The organism is Hydrogenovibrio sp. (genome assembly GCF_965140365.1).
GTDB lineage: Bacteria > Pseudomonadota > Gammaproteobacteria > Thiomicrospirales > Thiomicrospiraceae > Hydrogenovibrio.
In genome coordinates this window covers 2,485,773-2,503,819 of record NZ_OZ223196.1, presented here as the reverse complement: position 1 = coordinate 2,503,819, position 18,047 = coordinate 2,485,773, and the positions used below count along the sequence as shown (strand labels likewise).

20 protein-coding genes are annotated in these 18,047 nt (G+C 53.3%); 8 read left to right on the top strand and 12 right to left on the bottom strand.

What is annotated here, in order from left to right; genetic code table 11:
• Genes AC0KH7_RS11835 through AC0KH7_RS11810 form a run of 6 tightly spaced genes read left to right on the top strand, consistent with a single transcriptional unit; the run spans position 1 to position 5,906 of the window.
• Positions 1-261 (top strand): phosphopantetheine-binding protein, encoded by a 261-nt coding sequence (locus AC0KH7_RS11835; protein WP_472373663.1) that lies wholly within the window; start codon positions 1-3, stop codon positions 259-261.
• A 60-nt stretch (positions 262-321) separates the two neighbouring features.
• Complete coding sequence (locus AC0KH7_RS11830; RefSeq protein WP_472373662.1) at positions 322-1,644, top strand: AMP-binding protein; 1,323 nt, start codon at positions 322-324, stop codon at positions 1,642-1,644.
• A complete protein-coding gene (locus AC0KH7_RS11825) occupies positions 1,631-2,017 on the top strand; it encodes an ApeI family dehydratase (protein WP_472373661.1) in 387 nt (128 codons plus the stop codon). Before AC0KH7_RS11830 ends, AC0KH7_RS11825 begins: the two co-directional genes overlap by 14 nt.
• Positions 2,014-2,913, top strand: coding sequence for an LpxL/LpxP family acyltransferase (locus AC0KH7_RS11820; protein WP_472373660.1), 900 nt, complete (start codon positions 2,014-2,016; stop codon positions 2,911-2,913). Before AC0KH7_RS11825 ends, AC0KH7_RS11820 begins: the two co-directional genes overlap by 4 nt.
• On the top strand, positions 2,910-3,524 hold the full coding sequence (locus tag AC0KH7_RS11815; RefSeq protein ID WP_472373658.1) for a LolA-related protein: 615 nt from the start codon (positions 2,910-2,912) through the stop codon (positions 3,522-3,524). The genes AC0KH7_RS11820 and AC0KH7_RS11815 overlap by 4 nt, the downstream gene beginning before the upstream one ends.
• Positions 3,525-3,527: 3 nt before the next feature.
• Positions 3,528-5,906: an MMPL family transporter gene (locus AC0KH7_RS11810; protein ID WP_472373656.1), complete on the top strand. Its 2,379-nt coding sequence runs from the start codon at positions 3,528-3,530 to the stop codon at positions 5,904-5,906.
• A 212-nt stretch (positions 5,907-6,118) separates the two neighbouring features.
• On the opposite strand, the gene AC0KH7_RS11805 is transcribed toward AC0KH7_RS11810, so the two are convergent.
• A complete protein-coding gene (locus tag AC0KH7_RS11805; RefSeq protein ID WP_472373654.1) occupies positions 6,119-7,348 on the bottom strand; it encodes an NAD(P)/FAD-dependent oxidoreductase in 1,230 nt (409 codons plus the stop codon).
• Between the two features lie 122 nt (positions 7,349-7,470).
• Between AC0KH7_RS11805 and AC0KH7_RS11800 the strand changes: the two genes are divergently transcribed.
• Positions 7,471-8,472, top strand: a complete 1,002-nt coding sequence (locus tag AC0KH7_RS11800; RefSeq protein WP_472373652.1) for an ABC transporter ATP-binding protein — start codon at positions 7,471-7,473, stop codon at positions 8,470-8,472.
• The gene (locus tag AC0KH7_RS11795) at positions 8,465-9,712 is read left to right on the top strand and encodes an ABC transporter permease (RefSeq protein WP_472373650.1); all 1,248 of its coding nucleotides are present in this window, start codon (positions 8,465-8,467) and stop codon (positions 9,710-9,712) included. The genes AC0KH7_RS11800 and AC0KH7_RS11795 overlap by 8 nt, the downstream gene beginning before the upstream one ends.
• Before the next feature lie 19 nt (positions 9,713-9,731).
• Here AC0KH7_RS11795 and AC0KH7_RS11790 read toward each other — a convergent pair whose 3' ends face one another.
• From AC0KH7_RS11790 to AC0KH7_RS11740, 11 genes are all read right to left on the bottom strand, one after another.
• Positions 9,732-10,394 (bottom strand): class I SAM-dependent methyltransferase, encoded by a 663-nt coding sequence (locus tag AC0KH7_RS11790; RefSeq protein WP_472373648.1) that lies wholly within the window; start codon positions 10,392-10,394, stop codon positions 9,732-9,734.
• Entirely contained in the window at positions 10,391-11,029 is a 639-nt protein-coding gene (locus AC0KH7_RS11785; RefSeq protein WP_472373645.1) for a LysE family translocator, read from the bottom strand. The genes AC0KH7_RS11790 and AC0KH7_RS11785 overlap by 4 nt, the downstream gene beginning before the upstream one ends.
• Positions 11,030-11,149: 120 nt before the next feature.
• The gene (gene darH, locus AC0KH7_RS11780; protein WP_472373643.1) at positions 11,150-12,163 is read right to left on the bottom strand and encodes a BtrH-related acyltransferase DarH; all 1,014 of its coding nucleotides are present in this window, start codon (positions 12,161-12,163) and stop codon (positions 11,150-11,152) included.
• Between the two features lie 23 nt (positions 12,164-12,186).
• Entirely contained in the window at positions 12,187-12,612 is a 426-nt protein-coding gene (locus AC0KH7_RS11775) for a DarG family dialkylresorcinol biosynthesis protein (RefSeq protein ID WP_472373641.1), read from the bottom strand.
• Between the two features lie 18 nt (positions 12,613-12,630).
• Positions 12,631-13,806, bottom strand: a complete 1,176-nt coding sequence (locus tag AC0KH7_RS11770; RefSeq protein ID WP_472373639.1) for a beta-ketoacyl-ACP synthase III — start codon at positions 13,804-13,806, stop codon at positions 12,631-12,633.
• Positions 13,797-14,744: a dialkylrecorsinol condensing enzyme gene (locus tag AC0KH7_RS11765; protein WP_472373637.1), complete on the bottom strand. Its 948-nt coding sequence runs from the start codon at positions 14,742-14,744 to the stop codon at positions 13,797-13,799. Before AC0KH7_RS11765 ends, AC0KH7_RS11770 begins: the two co-directional genes overlap by 10 nt.
• 102 nt (positions 14,745-14,846) lie before the next feature.
• Positions 14,847-15,602, bottom strand: coding sequence for a glycosyltransferase family 2 protein (locus tag AC0KH7_RS11760; protein WP_472373635.1), 756 nt, complete (start codon positions 15,600-15,602; stop codon positions 14,847-14,849).
• Between the two features lie 5 nt (positions 15,603-15,607).
• Complete coding sequence (locus AC0KH7_RS11755; protein ID WP_472373633.1) at positions 15,608-16,285, bottom strand: YdcF family protein; 678 nt, start codon at positions 16,283-16,285, stop codon at positions 15,608-15,610.
• 9 nt (positions 16,286-16,294) lie between these two features.
• A complete protein-coding gene (locus tag AC0KH7_RS11750) occupies positions 16,295-16,699 on the bottom strand; it encodes a hypothetical protein (RefSeq protein WP_472373631.1) in 405 nt (134 codons plus the stop codon).
• 153 nt (positions 16,700-16,852) lie between these two features.
• Entirely contained in the window at positions 16,853-17,581 is a 729-nt protein-coding gene (fabG, locus tag AC0KH7_RS11745; protein WP_472373629.1) for a 3-oxoacyl-ACP reductase FabG, read from the bottom strand.
• 3 nt (positions 17,582-17,584) lie between these two features.
• Positions 17,585-18,043 carry a hotdog family protein gene (locus AC0KH7_RS11740; RefSeq protein ID WP_472373627.1) on the bottom strand — a complete coding sequence of 153 codons (459 nt, stop codon included), beginning with the start codon at positions 18,041-18,043 and terminating at the stop codon, positions 17,585-17,587.
• Positions 18,044-18,047: the final 4 nt, after the last annotated feature.

Genomic DNA, 18,047 nt, shown 5'->3' with positions numbered 1-18,047 from the left:
ATGACACCTGAGCAAACCGAAATTGCAGAAATGATTATTGAAGCCGTTAATCTGGAAGACGTGACTTTGGACGAAATCGACCCGAATGAGCCCATTTTCAATGACGGCCTGGGTTTGGATTCCATTGATGCGCTGGAGATTTCACTAGAACTGAATAAGCGTTACGGCATTAAAATCAAATCCGGTGATCAGAACGTCGGGGATGTGTTTGCTTCCATTGCAGCTTTGTCCGAATTCGTTCAAGCCAACAAACAGGCCTGATTCGTGGCCGGCCACTCGGTGGAATTACCGTTAAAAGGGTTGCTGTCAAGCGACCCTTTTATGCTTTCGGGGGATGGAAACCGGTCCCGTCATCAACTGTTTTCCGCCGCTTACCGTTTCAGTGAAACCTTGCCGGACGCGCCCGTCGTCCTCAATCTTTATGCCCGTCGTGATCTGTTTCTGGTGATGCTACTGGCGGTCGCCATGCGGGGCGGTAAAACCGTTCTCCCGCCGAATACCGCGACCAACACCTTATCGGAACTGAAAGCGTCTCTTGAGGAAACGGAAGCACAGCCCGTTCTTGTGCTCAGTGAACACCAGGCTCCGGAAGTGTTGCAATCCGTTGAACGGTGTTTGGCCGCAGAAGCGGTGGAAGAATCGAGTTTGCAGGCGGTGTGGCACACGGTCTTGGTCAGTGATATTTGGTTGTACACGTCCGGCTCCACCGGCCAGCCGAAACGGGTGGTAAAAACCTGGTGGCAAATGGCGAGGCTCGCACAGCAGGCGATTGCCCGATTCGAACTGGACCAACCCGGTTGCGTGGTGGCGACGGTGCCGAGTCAGCATATGTTCGGCTTGGAAACCACCATTTTTTGGCCGTTGTTTTCCAATCAGGCGATTTGGACCGGACGACCGATTTTTGCCGAAGACATTCGTGATGTTCTGGTGGCTCAAAGTGGGCCCGTGTTATTGACTTCGACGCCGTTGCATCTGAAGAAGCTCATGGCGTTTGATGTGGACTGGCCGCAACGGTCATTGCGGGTTTTATCCGCCACCGCGCCGCTGGAGGACAATTTGGCCCGCCAAGTCAGTGACACCCTGAATGCTCGGGTGTTTGAGGTTTTTGGCAGCACGGAAACCGCATCGATTGCTTCACGTGAAACATTGGCCGGTAACGCTTGGACGCTGTACGGTGGCAATTACCTGTTGTGTGAAGAATCTTTGTCGGTATGTGAGGTGAACATTGCGCCCTTGTCGGAGACCTATTCATTGCACGACCAGTTTGAATTGATTCCAAACCAGCCAAATCGGTTCCGGTTGCTAGGGCGTCGTTCCGATGTGGTGAAAGTGGCGGGTAAACGCAGTTCATTAGCCGACCTGAATCAAAAGTTGCAAGCCATTGACGGCGTGGCCGATGGCCTGTTTTGGCAGCCTCCAGGCGGAGAGCGGTTGCAGGCTTTTGTGGTGTCCGAATTGAGCGCACAGGAAATCAAGCACGCGTTAGCGCAAGATATGGACGCGGTATTTTTGCCCAGACCGATTCATTTTGTGGAGCAGATTCCGCGCAATGAGTTAGGTAAAATACAGTTTCAACAGTTGAACGATTTGGCCAAGCGAGCCACAATGCAAACAGGAAACCAAACCCAAAATGCCCGTGTTTGAACCGATTTCAAAAACGTTTGTTATTCCCGCCGAACACCCCAGTTTGCCGGGGCATTTCCCGGGCAATCCGGTGGTGCCGGGCGTCGTGTTACTGGAAGTTGTGGAAAACACGCTTATTGAGCGTTATCCTCAGTACGATATCGTTAAGGTTCCTCAGGCTAAATTCACTCACTTGGTACGCCCGGAGCAACCGGTCGATTTGCACATTGAATGGACGGATGAAGCCAACATTGAAATGCCGAAAGCGCGGTTTAAACTGATATTGAGCGGCGAGTCGGAAAACGCGATTCCGGCCGCGAGCGGCCAGTTGGTGTTGCACAAACGCGGGCCAACGGATAAGGCGCTGAATCAAGCAAGGGGCGAGGCCGTATGACGTCACATAAACTGACCGAATGGACACAGCAAAAAGAGCGTACTTCCGGCTTCTGGCTAAAACTGATTCGTCGGTTAGCCTTGTTGTTTCCGCGCTGGCTGGTGAAACCCCTGCTGCATCCGATTATTTTATTTTATATGCCGATTTCCGGTAAACAAAAAGCCGCTTCACGCCATTATCTTGGTCAGGTGTTGGGGCGTCCGGCTCGGTTTGGAGACGTTTACAAGCATTTTTTGTGGTTCGCGACGACCATTTTGGACCGAGTGTATTTTCTCACCGGTCGTATTGAAAACTTTGAGTTGACGTACCGAAACCTGGATAGCTGGCGTGCGTCGATGGAAACGCACCCGGCGCAACTGTATTTCGGGGCGCACTTCGGCAGTCTGGATGCCATTCGCGCCTTGTCGTCGGATTTATACGACATCAAAATCAAGGTGGTTTTAAAGGTCGACCAGAACGAAACCATTGTCAAACTTCTCAATGAGTTGAATCCCGAACTGGAAACCATGGTGATTCCGTACAATGGTCTGCAAACCATTTTTGACATCCACGACACCATCGAATCGGATCAATCGGTGGCGATTCTGAAAGACCGTCCGGTCGGGCAGGAAGCCACGGTCAAGGTGCGTTTTTTCGACGATGAAATGTTGATTCCGATTGCCGGTTTCAAACTGGCAAAACGTTTTGATATTCCGGTGACGGTTTTCTTTGGCCGCTTTGAAGGCGGCAACCGCTACCATGTTTACAGCGACGCCCTGACGTTCGAACCGGGTGCCAGCTTGCAGGAAATGGCGCAGGCATACATGGATGAGGTGGCGCGGCAATGTCGTCAATCACCGTACAATTGGTTTAATTTTTACCACTATTGGTTGGACGACGAGGGCGTTTCAAAATGAATGGTTTGAGCGGATTTAAATGGGTTATCTCGATGATGACGATTGGGTTGTTGTTCGCCAGTCATGCGTTCGCCGATACGGCGGCTCAAGCGGGCCAAGCGAGTCAAGCGGAAAAGGCCAAAATCTACCAGGCCTGGGCCAAAACCCCGAAAACGCAGGATTTTGTCGAAGCTCGACACGATACCTTGCTGGATGTCACCAGCGATTATCAAGGCACCTTTCACTATCAAAATCCACAGCATTTTTCATTGGTGTACCATCAGCCGATTCAAGGCACCTTGTCGATGATCGGGGATTCAGCCAAAGTCGATTTTCCCGACAAACACTGGCAGGTGCCTTTGGCACAGGTGCCGGATATACAAGCTTTTTTGAATCCGTTGCAAGCCTTGTTATCCGGTCGGCCGCAAGCCTTGGAAGACTTGTATGAGGTGCGCTATCAAGCTATGCCGCAAGGCGGTTGGCAGCTTACTTATCAGCCGAAAGCCAATGTGGTTCTCACCACGCACGACGTCATCGTGTCCGGCATTTGGCATCATCAAAAAGCCCAGGTGAAAACCATCCAATTGAATTTCGCCAATGGAGATTGGCGGCGTTATCGCATGGAGCCATAGCGGATGGCGCCGCGCTCGCGTTATGGCGTTTTGCTGGCCGTGGTACTGGTCTTCGCTGCGCTGGCCGCTTGGAATCTGCCGAAACTGAACCTGCAAAATCAATTGACCGCCTTTTTCCCGCCGGCGGAAACCCCCGACCAATCGGTGTTGTTCGACTCCCTGAAACAATCTCTCAATCAAGACCGTTCACAGCAACCCTTAATGGTGTCGGTTCAAATCCCTTTGAACGTGAATATCACCTTAAATGACACGGCGTCCATCAGTCAGACGTTGGCCTCGGCATTACGGCATCAGCCATGGGTAGTCGAGGTTCGGAATGCCCCGTCGTCCGTTTCCGCCTGGAATCGGGCACCTTTACGGAAATATCGTTATCTTTTGACCGATTTTGACCTGGAAGCCTTGCCGTCGCGGCTGGACGATTTGTGGCAGGCCTGGCAAATAGGGCTGGTGATGGATAAGCCCACTGTGCTGAGCGATCCAACCCAGCAGTGGTTCCGTTATTTGGGGCAGTCCCGTTTTCAGCAAGCGGTGCCGACGATCTCCGGCGTGTGGGGCGAAGCGGCGAACCGCCCTTCCGACAAAGAGCCTGAATCGACACCATCTGAATCCATACAATTGCTGTTGCTGGTGACCTTCAAACCCGAGGCTTTGGTCAGCCATTTGCAAGCGGTCGAACCGGTTTTGCGAGTGGCGTTAGCAAAAGTGGGGGGTTCCGCAGCGGATAGTCCGGGCGTGAAAATCGCTGTGTCCAATGTGGCCTGGATTGCCCAGCAGGCGCGCCACGACATTGAACAGGACGTCAAATGGCTGTCCGCCATTGCGACACTGTTAGTCTTGGGCTTTCTGTTTTGGGTGTTCCGACGTCCGTTGTGGGTGCTATTGAGTTTTGTGCCTTTGGCGGCGGGGACCTTGCTGGGCGCACTGGCGGTGCAGGCCGTGTTCGGTGCCCTTGAAGCGATGACGTTGGCCTTGGGGGTGGTTTTGATTGGTGTGGCGGTGGATTACCCGATTCATGCTTTGTCGGCGCTTCGGCAGTCCCTGCAGCAGGCCTGGCGAAATTGGCCGGTGATTCGTCTGGGAGCCTTGAGCAGTCTGGTCGGCTTGGGCAGTTTGATGTGGCTGGGGATTCCCGGTGTGCAGCAAATGGGGCTGTTTGCCGCCGTTGGGCTTTTGACGGCTTTGGGCATGACCCGTTTGATTTTATGGGTGCTGGCGCCAGCGACGTCCTGTTCAATGTCTGCGAATTCAGTGCCGGCAAAAATGAAGGAGACCGATTCGGCGCTTGCCACCTTGCGCGATGGTTGGAAATGGATGGGATTGGCCGCCTTGATCATGGCCGTGCTGTGGTGGAAACCCATCGTGTGGCAGGACGATTTGGCCAGCTTGAGTCCGGTGCCGCCCAGCTTATTGCAACAGGACGGCGATTTGCGACAGGCGTTTCGTCAGCCGGAAGCCAGCCAGTTTTTACTGGTTCAAGCCGACTCCATGCAGACGTTATTGCAGCGGCAGGAAGCTTTATCGGCCAGTTTGGCACAGTTGAAAACGGACGGCGTTATTCAAGGCTGGTTGGGCCTGTCCGATTGGTTGCCGAGTTTAGCACGTCAAACGCAACGACTTGCCCGTTTGCCGTCGACCGACGCTTTGAATCGGATTTTGGCGCAAAGCGACACCCCGTTACAGCCCAACCATTTCCAGTCGTTTGTGCAAAGTGTGGAAGCGTCTTCGACCTTGCCACCGTTGGATTGGCCGCGATTTGAAACCCTGGCGCTGGATTGGCAGCAGGCTTTGTTGCCGACCCTGGTCACTGAGACGGCGCACGGCGTGGTCGGCAAAATCTTATTGCAAGGCGTGACCCGGCCAGCGCGTTTGGCGGACTGGAGTGAGGCGCAGGGCATTTTATATTTCAATCAGCGGTCGCTGGTGGCGGAGTCGGTGACTCAGTTACGTTGGGAGCTGACGTGGGGTTTGTTCGGCTTGCTGTGGGTGTTTGTACTGGGGCTCCGGCTGGCCACCGCCGGTTTCGCCCAGGCCTGGCGGATTTTACTACCGGTCGTATTCGGGCTGGGCGCGACCTTGGCCACCTTGTCTCTGTTCGGGCAAGCGGTGACGGTGTTCCATTTACTGGCTGGTTTTCTGGTGGTAGCGATCGGTTTGGATTACAGCCTGTTCGCACGCCAGGCTAAGCTGGAATCGGGCACTTCGCGGGAACCGCATGATGGTGGCGATGCCATGCAATCGGTCACCATTGCATGGATGACCACGATTCTGACGTTTGGTTGTTTGCTGTGGACGTCCATCCCGATTCTGGTCGCCATCGGCCAAACCTTGGTTGTCGGCGTCATCTGGGTGTACCTTCTGGCGCGTTGGCAGAATCGGGTGTGATAAGACCTGTGCGCGAGCCAATGACACGGCTAAAAAAGGTTAAAATGCACGGCTTCTGCGTTAAAAAACTTGGCAATAGTCAGGCTATTACCTGCGTTTTTTGCCCTGAATCCGCCCATTTTCCCGCTTTTTTATCTCGCGCCCTGACTCGCGCAAAGGTCTTGAAGTAACCTCGCTTGATTCAGAAGTCGAACCGAGTCTGGGGAAGCACTTTAAACAGGTTGTTTGGAACTCTCAATCATGGCCACCAGCGTATTCACGGCGGCGGTGGGTGATTTGACGAAATAGTTTTTCGGGTTCCAGACGTAACCGCTCAGTACCGAGGTGATGGATTGCTTGATGCGTTCGTCTTTGTGTTCGGTGAAGAAAATCGTTTGCAGACGGCCGTCGTACCAGGATTCCACGAATTCGCGGAACACATTGATGCCGCGCATCATGTAGTCTTCATAGTCGGTTTGCCAGTCCACGGCGTCGCCCTGCAATTCACGCAGCGTTAAATCCGCGGCAACCGACCCGGATTCCAAGGCCAAGGTCACGCCGGAGCTGAAAACCGGGTCAAGGAATTCGGAGGCGTTGCCGACCAATACGAAATTGTCGCCGTACAGTTTTTTCACTGCGGCCGAATAACCGCTCAAGGAACCGACGTCATTGATTTTGGAGGCGTTTTTGTAGCGTTCTTTAGCGCAGGGATGGGTGTGGATAATGTGATCCCAAAAGGCGTCGTCGGTCATATTGAACGACTGGAAAAACTCTTCGGTACAGACGATGCCGACCGAGGTGATGCCGTCGTTAAACGGGATGTTCCAAATCCAGGCATCGTTGTCACCGTAAACGTCGACGTAAATGTAGCCGTCGGTGCCGTCGGTGGGGCGCACGTCATTCTGGACTCGGCAGAAGGTGGCGCGTCTCAGGGCCAGTTTCGGTTTGGCGTCCAGATTCAGTAAACGCGGCAAAACACGGCCATAGCCGGACGCGTCGATGACTTTTTTTGCCTGGTAGGTTTCGGTGTCGCCTTGTTTGGTTTTGACGGTGACGATGTTGGCATCCGGGTCGTAAGCGGTGACTTCGGATTCGAATTCCACATCCGCGCCTTTGCGTTCCGCATCTTTCAACAGTTCATGGTCGAAGAGCTCGCGTTTCACTTGAAAGGAACTGTTGAAGGGCTCGCCGAGGTTGTTGTCGAAATGGAAAATCTCGAATTCCCGTCCAGTCTGGAAGGCGACGCCGCCTTTGAATTGGAACCCGGCCGCTTCGATGCTGTCGAGCATATTGGCGTCGTTCAGCAGTTGGTTGCAGCGTGGCAACAAGGATTCGCCGATGACAAAACGCGGGAAGACCTGGCGTTCCACCAGTTTGACGTCGTAACCGGCTTGGACCAATTTTGCGGCGGCGATGGAGCCGGCCGGACCACCCCCGATAATGAAGACATCACAGTGTTTCAAACCTGTTTCCTTTGCAAGCGAACGAGAAGCGTTAAGTCTATCAAAAAAACCGCCAATCGGTTGTGTTTCCAGCGCTTTTGTGAGAAAGTTTGTGCAATTTTCAGCGGAACCCTTTTCACCTCGTGAACACCCTCGACATCCAAGACCTTTCTTACCAATACCAGCCCGGTCAACCGGTGCTGAAAGCGCTCGACCTGCAGATGAAACAAAACGATATTTTGGGGCTGTTGGGCATCAACGGTGCTGGAAAAAGCACCTTGATCGGTTTGCTGACCGGTCAGCTCAAAAAGCAATCCGGCGACTTGACGGTGCTGGGGTTGGATTATGCGACCCATCGCACCGACATCCTGCGACAGATTGCGTTGGTACCGCAAGGCTATGCGTTTTACCCGACCCTGACGGTGCTGGAAAATTTGCAGTTTTTCGCCGACTTGCGGGCGGATTTGGGGGAGCGGACGCAACGTGTTGAGGACGCCATCGCGTTTTGTCAGCTGGAAACGCACCGCCAGCAAACCGCCGACCGGTTGTCCGGTGGCCTGAAGCGCCGCTTGAATCTGGCTATCGGTTTGGTCAATCGCCCGAAACTGTTGTTCCTCGACGAACCGACGGTCGGTATCGACCCTATTTCCCGCGATTTTATTCTCAAGGCAATTCGTCAACTGCGCGATCAGGGCGTGGCGATTGTCTATACCTCGCATCACATGCAGGAAATCGAATTGTTGTGCGATCAGGTAGCGTTGTTGCATCAAGGTGAAGTGCGTTTCCAGGGAGAATTGGATGCCTGGCGGCGAGAAAGCGGCGTGAAACTGGAAGTCGAAATTGACCAGGCCTGGTCAGGTTTAAATCATTTACCGGCATTTGATGAATTTTGCCAACAAAATGGGCTCACGGTTCAAGGAAATAACGTATCAGGGCGGTTGCCGTCCGACATGGACTTAGCGTTTATCGACCGGCAAGTGATGGCATTTTTGAATCATCTGCCGGGTGCAAAACTGCAACGTTTATCGATGCAACCCTTGGACATGGAAACCCTGTTTTTCGAATCCGTGCAACCGGACGTGCTGGCAGCCTTGAAGCATGCTTCGCAGTCGGATATGGCGATTGAGGATGTGAACCATGTTTAAGGCCTTATTGCAGAAAGAAGCGCGTTTGATTCTGCGGGATGTCTATGCCTTATTGGTGCTGTTTTTGATGCCGGTGGTGTTTGTGGTCATTATGTCGATGAGTTTGCAGGAAGTGTTTTCCGACAAACAGGTAACGGACGCTAAAACCTCCGCCGCTTCGGCATCCGGCGGCTTGAAAATCTTTGCGGTGTTCGACGACAAAATCTCCCAGGCCTGGCAGAACGACTTTCTGAATCTGGAAAGTTTTGATGTCCTGCCGATTGAAAACAGTCCGCAAGCCATCGCCGATGCCCGGCAAGCGACGTTGAGCGGGGAGCGCTTGGCCTTGATACAGGTGCCGACCGGTTTGGTGAAAAAGCTTAAACGCGGCGAGCCGATTCAGACACCGATTCAAATCGACTATTCTCCGGTGGCACCGAGTTATGCCCGTTCCTTGTTGAAAGCGGCGTTGATGCGCAAACTGGTGGAAAAGAAAATTGCCGTGACCTTCGCGGCCGGTTCCCGCTCGGCGAGCCGACAGCAAGAGGTGCCGGAGTTGGATATCCGCAAGTTTCTCGGCCCCAGCGTTTTGAATGAAACCAGCTTGTCTTATGGCAAAACTCAAGTAACGCCGACCTCGGTGCAGCAAAGCGTGCCCGCTTGGCTGGTGTTTGCGATGTTCTTTATTGTGATTCCGTTTTCGGCGACCTTGTTGGTGGAATTGAACAATGGTACGTTGGAACGGCTCAACACCTTTCCGATTGCCAAGCAGTGGATTCTGTTAGGGAAGCTGTTGCCTTATATGCTGATTAATTTGCTGCAAACAGGGCTGATGTTTCTAACGGGCGTATTTTTGGTGCCGTTATTGGGCGGAGAAGCGTTGCAGTTGAGCAGCAACGCTTGGTTATTGTTGCCGGTGTCGTTGGCGTTGAGTTTGACCGCCATCAGTTTTGCGTTGTTGATTGCGGTTTGGGTGAAAACCCACGAACAGGCTTCGACCGTTGGCGGCGTCAGTAATTTGCTGATGGGCGCGATGGGCGGGGTGATGGTGCCGGTGTTCGTGATGCCGGACGCCATGCAAAAGCTTGCTGCTTTTTCACCGATGAACTGGGGCTTGGAAGCCTTTCTGGAAATCCTGTTACGCCAGGGCGATTTTCAATCGGTTCTGCCTTATATCCTGCAATTGCTCGGCCTAGCGTTGGTGTTCTTTCTGGCGGCCTATTGGCGTTTGCAAAAACGCCTGACCCAGCCGGATCATTGAAGGCGGCCATCGCCTGTTTTTATGTTTTTAATACGAAAATCACCGATGCAATCCGGTCACTGTCCGGATAAGCCGGGTAACGCACAGCTTCCATTTCCAACCCCACTCGGGTGAATAATTCAAACCAATCCGCTTCGCAACGTTTGAACCAGGGGTGCGGTTCCTGAAAAGTGTCCGGCAGACCGGCCCAGGAGTCGGCTTCCCACTCACTCGTTGGTGCGTCCGAATATAAGGTCTGAATTACCAACCGGCCGATTTTCGGCGTAAGGCAGTCGCGTAATCGTTGCAATAACTCCACAACCGCTTCGTTTTCGAATAATGAAAAGTTGCAGACAATGCGTTCGAAAGGCTTTGAAAAACGGTTGGGGTGTACTTGTTGATAGGTAAGGTGATGGTAATCGCTGTCCCAGTCGTCGGCGCGAGCGGTTTCGATTAAGGCCGCACAGCCGTCAAGTCCAGTGAACTCTGCATCGGGGCGTTCGGATTTTAGGGTGCGAATTAACCAACCTTCACCGCAGCCCACATCGAGAAGAGAGGACCAGTCGGATTCCGATAATAATTGTTCGACGATGGCGGCGTCGGTCACGAGCCGGCGTGAGGCCAAGGCGTTCTCCCGTACGGTTTTGGCCCAGGCCTGGGCGTTTTTGTCCCAAGCGTTCAGAATGCGTTGCGATACCGTCATGACCACTCCAGTGTGGTGGTGACGATGAGGTACACGCCGATGACGAGAAACACGCTGGCGGCGATGCGGCGAATCAAATCCTGACGTCGAGGGCGAAAAAACGCCGATGTTTTGGCGGCACTGATGGCGTAAAGAGCCTTGGCGCCACCCACGGTGACCAGCGTGAGCAATAGAATCAATAAGATGTCGCCGATTGCAAGTTGATCCATGGGCACGAAAGCGGGGAAAAACCCGAAATAGAACAGAATGGCTTTCTGGTCGCCGAGGGTAAATAATAAGCCTAGCCCAAAACTGGCGGTGAGAGTGGCGTGGGTGGTTTGCATCACGGGTTTCTGTTCTGGCGGACGGCGCAGCAATTGCACACCGAGCCAGATGAGGTAGCCGCCGCCGAGATACGTCAACAGCCTGAAGCCGAGTTCAAAATGCTCCGCCAGCCATTTCAATCCGAAAAGCGCTACCAGTGTGAACAGCAGGTCGGCGCTGACAATACCGGCGGCGGTTGCCAAACCGTGGCGAACCCCGAACAGGCTACTGCGGCTGGTGACCAACAGTACGCTGAGACTGGGCATCAACGCCATGATGAGCAATACCGCGCCCATCGCCAGCCAGATATCGAATGTCAGTTGGAATGCCATAGAACCCCAATCGAAATGGAAGGACTCCATTATGACGGTTTTTTGCTAAAAGTGCCATCTGCAACCAAGTACCCCGAAACGGCCAGGCCGGGTGGGATGTTTGTTTACTTGATGGAAAGCTTATTTAAATTTGGCCATCTGGTTGTAGAGTCTTTGTTCCTGGTCGGCAATGCGACGCAGGAAGTCGGCGGCTTCTTTTAAGGTGTGGTTTCCGCGTCCTTTGCTGATGCGGGCGCACAATAAGGCAAACTCGCGCCACTCGTCGCCGATGGCGACAAAGGCATCGGCCCATTCATTCAGTTCCGGGCGCTGGATTTTGTCGGCGGCTTCCTGCAAAAATGCGGCGTACATATAGCGGAAACCGGCACCGCCGGTACCGATTTCTTCCTGCATCCGCACGATGTGGCCTAAGAAAAGTTGACGATAACGTTTGCTGTCCTTTTCCAGTTTTTCGATGCGTTTCGCCACCCGTTTCATACCGCTCACGCCGGAAATAGGTGTGATGTTGCGTTTACCGTTGGCCTTGCCGGTAAAGCGAATGGCTTTGGGAATCAACGTTTCGTAATCGATGGTTTCGGGCACCGACTCAAAGTAGTATAAGCGGCCATTCGGTGCCAGAGCGCCTTTAGCGAAGCGCGCTTCGGTCAGGCTGGCGGCATCGGTGGTCACGGTGTGGGAAAACACCGGGTCGCTGATGTGATATTGTGTTTCGCCATCCACCGTTTCCTTTCCGAAAATCAACAGGTTGTGGGCGTTGAAATGAAAACGCATTTCTTTCGGGAAGTACGGCAGAAAGAATACGGAGGTCTGACAACCGACCAATTCGCCTTCGGCCAGTTTTTGGTCGAGAAAGGCTTGGCCGTCGGCTTCGTTTTTGAAGGTTTTAAAACGAATTTTCAAGCCTTTGATGCGCCATGACAGCATTTTTAAAATCATGCGCGGCGGCATGCGATAGGCCATCAACGGCAAGCCATTGATTTTAACAAATGGCAGATACGCATAGGTTAAGCCGCTGGCGAGGCCAAAGACCATGGCTTCGGATAAGTCGAGGCCGTGGGCGCGGAACAATCCGGCGGCGGCGCCGGTTTCGCAGTGGGCGGCTTGTTGATGTTGGAATTGAGATAAATCAGGCATAGAGAGTCGTTTTTTACAGAAAGTTAGGACTTGGCATGGTCGGTTTCGAGGGTGTTTGGCAGGCGTTTCAGCGACTCGACAGACAATCCCATCACTTTGGCATATTGTTGCAGGTGTTTGTCCGACAGGCGGTTAAAGACGGCCGGTTTGAAGTGACGCCGGATCTGCCATTGGAATTTGCCCATCGCCTGCGCTAGCATCGGCACATCCAGTCGTTGACGATGCATGTGGTATTCTAATGGTGAGGTATCGCCGTTTTGGGCGCGCTGCCAGGCATCCCGAGTCTGCTGTTCGATTTCATCGACGGCATCTTTCAAGGCCTCGATTTCCGCTTCCCAACCTTGGGTGGAGGCGGTAGCGAGTTTGCCGTCGTGGCCGACGGCGTAGACCACTTTGGTTTCGCCTTCGTAGATGTCGTCGGCTTGTTGGGGTACGTCATCGACCTTCATAGGCTGTTCCTTTTCACTTTAGACCACTTCCAACAGCATAAAGCCGCTGGAAAAACGGCCACTCTCCGGTACGAAGCAGAGTAGTGTGTCGCCGCTTTTCAGGCGGCCGGATTTGACCAATTCATCAAGCATGATGAAAATAGAGGCCGAACCGGTGTTGCCTTTGGTGGTGAGGTTGGTGAACCACTTTTCCTGCGGAATGACGAAATTCATTTCCGCCAAGGCATCGGCGACTTTGTGGTAAAAATACATTGACGAAATGTGCGGCAGGAAATAATCGATGTCATCGGCCTGCAATCCGGTTTCCGCCACCAGTGTATCGAGCGTTTTGGTGATGGCATAGGGCACGATGTTATCGTTGAGGAGTTTGACGTCCTGTTTGATGGCCAACACGCTTTCTTGCATCAAGGCAGCACCCTCGTAACGATTCCAACCAATCAGGTCGCCGTTAGCTTGCTTGGTGGCCCCGGCATACATACAGGTTTCCAGTTCGTTGGCGTAAGACAGGGTTTTGATCCAGTGAATTTTCAGGCTGATGGTATCGGTGCGCGGTTGCGGTTCGATGCAGACCGCACCGGCTCCATCCGACAGCATCCAGCGCAGGAAGTCTTTGTCGAAACCGATTTCCGGGCGGGTTTCAAGCTGTTCCAGCTTGGCTTGGGTCTCGGCTTCGTAATTGCGAGCGCGCAACAGGATGGAGGCGGTTTCCGATCCGGTGGCGACGGCCTTGCGGCTATCGCCGTTCCGCACCGCCAGATAAGCGTATTTCAACGCCATCAGGCCGCTGATGCAGATGCTGGCGGTGGACACGGTTTCACAAGGCGGGCAGGCTAGCTCGCCGTGCACCATCACCGCATGACCGGGCGCGATTTGGTCGGGCATGGTGGTGCCGCAGGCCAGTAAATCGATTTGATTCAATTCATTTTTTGATGCAAATAAGTTGCGCACGGCCTGTGCCGTGAGTTGCGCATTATTGCAAACCGGTTCCTGAGTGTTCGGATCCAGAACATAATGACGCGATTGAATACCGTTGTTGCGCAGAATAATACGTTTGGCGCGAGACGGCTTGCCGTTGATCATGCCGAGCACGGATTCAATTTGGTCGTTATCGACCGGCGCATTGGGCATTTCGGCGGCGGTCAGGGTAATGTAGGCTTCCGGCCGGGCATTGGGTGTATTGGAGTTTACGGACATGGGAAATCCTTCAACCGCTCGGAGCCCGAGCCGGACGGCGCTTCAAATTCCGCTTCAAGTTGCTTCAGGCGGTTATTCAACAACGGCTTGAACAACTTGCGCAGCAGTAGGGTGATCGGCACCACCGTGATGATCATCAGCACCAAAAACAGAATGTAAATCACCAGAAGGGGTTTCCGTTGCCAGCTTCCGCTGGGGCCGACGGCGCGCAACAGTTTGCCCCAGATGTGGAAACTGCGGGCGCCGATTTTTTCCGACTGCAGCAGGCTGGCATCGGCTTTCACCGCTTTCAGCCCGGTCAGCATGGGCGCGTCGGTGAGAGTGTCCTGGGTTTCCAGTGTTTGACGAATGGCGTGCCCGAAACGGCAGGCCTGGCAGATTTCGTCGGGAGCAATGCCGGCATCGGGCAAATTGAGGACACCGCTTTTACGGCCGGTCAGCAACCAGACCGGCGTGGTGATGAAGGTGGCCAGAGATGACCCCTGGTCGGTCAGCACCACATTATCGATGAGTTTGGCTCCGGCGGCGGCCAGCAGCGTTTTGACTTTCAAGTGCGCCTGCCCCCACATATTGCGGCAACCAATGACGGTGATGACCGGAGTGTCTTTTAAAATGGCTTTGCCCTGTTCCGATTTGAGAAACGCGGTGGTCGGCAGGGAGGGTGATAAAAACCAGGGTTGGTAACCGAGAATCACCAAATCGTAGTGTTCGCCCAAATCCAGCGGTTGATTGTCGGGGGCGTCCAAATAGACGCATTCTGGAAAAATATCGAAAAACCGGAAAAACGACCAAGGGAACGAATAAGGCTGCTTCGGCATGAGCGTACGGCGTGAAACAGTCACGGCGTTGCTGTCGGAAAGCGGTTGTTCAATGGCGTCCAAAACGGCGTTGAGTTGGCCGGTTTGGCTGTATCCCAAAATCAGAATTTTTTTCGGCATGCGGGCTTTTATAAAATAATTTAATAATGGGGTTATTTTACCTTGAAATGACGTTTTTTTGAAAAAAAACAGTTGGGCAGCCTAGGTTTTACAAGGCCGATTTTACGGGTCGCCGTTGGCGATATGAGGCTGTTTTGTCAGGGATTTGACCAGGCCTGGCAGATTCAGGCCTTTACGGAGCAGTTTACCGGCCACCATTAAGGTGATTTGGGTGATGTCGAAACCGGGCCGGAAATGACTGGCGCGGCGCTCTTCCGGGTAACAGGAGGCGATGGGGACGAATGTGAATCCGAATCCGGCGGTGGCGGCATCAATCAAGACTTCGCTTTCAAAGACGAAGCCGGAAGGATTGACGGCATTGGTCTTCAGGTTGCGGATCAAGTCGATGGGGTAGAGACGGAAACCGGATTGGCTGTCGGCAATCGGGCTGGAGGCGGCCCAGCCGACCCAGAAATCGGCGATTTTATTGGCGATCAGGCGCGCTTTGGGCGCATTTTCGCGGTTTTGTAAACGTGCGGCGATGACCATGTTTTGAGGGGTTTCTGCAAAGGCCGCGAGCAGTTGCGGGATTTGCTGTGGGTCATGTTGGCCATCGCCGTCCAATGTAATGACGCAGTCCACACCGAGTTCAAGCGCTTTGGCAAAGCCGGTCAATAAAGCACTGGCCTTGCCGCGATTGTGTTCGTGTTCCAATAACAACGCCGGGGTTTGGCGAACCAGTTCGGCGGTATTGTCTTGGGAAGCGTCGTTGACGACCAGAACGTTCGGGGTGATGGCCAGAGCGGAATCAATGACGCTGGTGATGGTCAAGGCTTCGTTATAAGCGGGAATTAAAATGGCAAAAGTGGAAGGTGTCATAGAACTCAGTGAATTTTGGCAAGCATGCGTTTGTTGTTAAGCCATCGGCTGACCCGTGCGCCGGTATGATACCAATGGCTGAAAAAAGCTTCCATGAAAATTTTGTAACAGTTTGCCCAGCGGCCGTCAAAACGGTTTTCGGCGGCCACCAAAGTGACGTTGAACCCCAGGCCTTGTGCCAGCGCCTGACAGCGGTAAAGATGATAGCGATTGGATAACAAATTGACTTGGAGCGCACTGTTTTGTCGGGTCAAAAACAGTCGGGCCTGTTTCAGGTTTTCCAGGGTGTTGCGGGAGGCTTCTTCCAATATCAATTGCGGTTTCAGATCGGGTTGGCGGTGCAGTAAAAACGTTTCTCCGGCCTTGGCTTCAGACACCGAATTGGGCGCGGTGACACCGCCGAGCACAAAAATAGGCTGGTTGGTCTGCAAGGCGAGTACGCGCTTTAAACGGGCGCGATAATCGTTGTCGATTTGGTTATGGTGTAGTTGTTTGCCAAACACGATTAAAGGGTGTTGAATTTGGGAGGGTGTGGGGGCTTGTTTTGCGGTTCGGTAGGTCTTGAAAATCAGCCAAAGCCATGAAAGGCCAAAGGTCGCCAGGATAAACAGGGTCGACAAGACGAGCATGAGCAGCCCGTCCCAATCGACCCCTTGCTGGGATGCGCTTGAGGTTAAGCGCATGCCAATGCCTTAAAGCCCGATCAACTGCACTTGGATGCGGTTGTTCAGATTCTGAATCCAGCTGTTGTAGTTTTTGTGGATGGTGCCCTTTTCAGGATTGTAGTTCAAATCCACACTGGACTGATAGATCAAACTGTATTCTTTTGCAGAATATGGAATGGAAATCACCGCTTGGTGGGTTCTCAAGTTCAAGGTGCCTTTCAATTTGCCTTTACCGTCATCGCTGATAATCCAACCCAGACCGGCGCCCGCAGTACGGATGGCTTTTTTAACCTGTTCGGCGGTCTTGATGTTCGACGGGACCGGTTGTGATTCCATATTACGGATTGGGTGACCTTTACCACAGGCCGTTAAAGTGGCGACTAAACCAAGTACGGAAAGGCCTAATATTAATTTTTGGAACATGGATTTCATCGTGTTTATCCTCCTGAATCGATCGCAATAAATGTGTGTATTTCTAAAAATGGAAAACCCCATTAAAGTACCATTAATAGGGGATTTGGTAAAGTGAATTTCGTATATTTGCTTAATCTTATCGGGCTTTGATATCCGTTTGGATAGCCGATGTCAGATCATGCCGCCATTGATATTCAGTACTTGACTGGTGATGTAACCGGCTTTATCTGAAGCGAGGTAACTGACGGCGTGGGCGATGTCATTCGGTTGCCCGGCGCGCTGCATGGGGACCGCTTTTTTGATGACCTCCGGCGGGAAAACATCCTGCGTCATGTCGCCTTCGATAATGCCGGGGGCGATGACATTGACGGTGATTTTGCGCGAGGCCAGCTCCAAGGCCAGCGATTTGCTGGCGCCGATTAAGCCGGCTTTGGCGGCGGCGTAGTTGGTTTGGCCGCGGTTTCCGGCCACACCGGCAATGGAGGCGATGTTGATGATGCGGCCCCATCGAGTCCGAATCATCGGCATCAGCAGCGGTTGGGTGACGTTGAAAAAGCCGTTCAGTGACACGTCGATGACCGATTGCCATTGTTCTGTCGTCATGCCGGCCATCACGGCATCGTCGTGAATACCGGCATTGTTGACGACGACTTGAATCGGCCCTTGTGCCAATAAGCCATTGAGTGCAGCTTCTACGGTCTCGGCCTGGGTGATGTCGAATTGGACGGCTTCGGCCGACAGCTTTTGTGCGGTTAAATCGGCGACGATGGTCTCGGCTTTGGCCAGATTGTGGTTGGCGTGTACGATAACGTGAAAACCGTCTTCGGCGAGTTGTTTGGCGATGGCGGAACCGATGTCGCCGCTGCCACCGGTGATGAGTGCGCGTTTGATGTTTTCCATAAATCAGTCTTCCGGATGTATGACCAGTGCCCGGCCGCTGCAAACGGTTTGGCCGTTCTGGTCTTGCAGTTCGAATTGATAGAGTTTTGAGGCGTCATCCGCCATGAGCTGTGTGGCTTGGCCGGTGAGCATGGCCGTTTGCGGATTGAAGTCGCCGAAGGCGATGTTTTTAACACTCGCCAAATAACCAGGCCTAGGCGTTTTCGAAGATGACGTGGCGTTGTTTTCGGCTTGCGCTTTTAAGCCGCCGTGAATGGCGATGGTTTGTGCACCGAACTCAATCAGGTGGAGTTTCGATAAATGACCGTCGCGTTTCAGCGGGTGATTTGGGTCGAGATGACGGGTGGTGCGGCATTGCACACTGTCGTCGTCAAATGCCGTGACGGCTTCCCACAGGCACATTTTGTCCGAATGCGGAATCAAACGGTGCAGGGTGTCGAAATCAAAGAGCACGTCGTTCATCGTC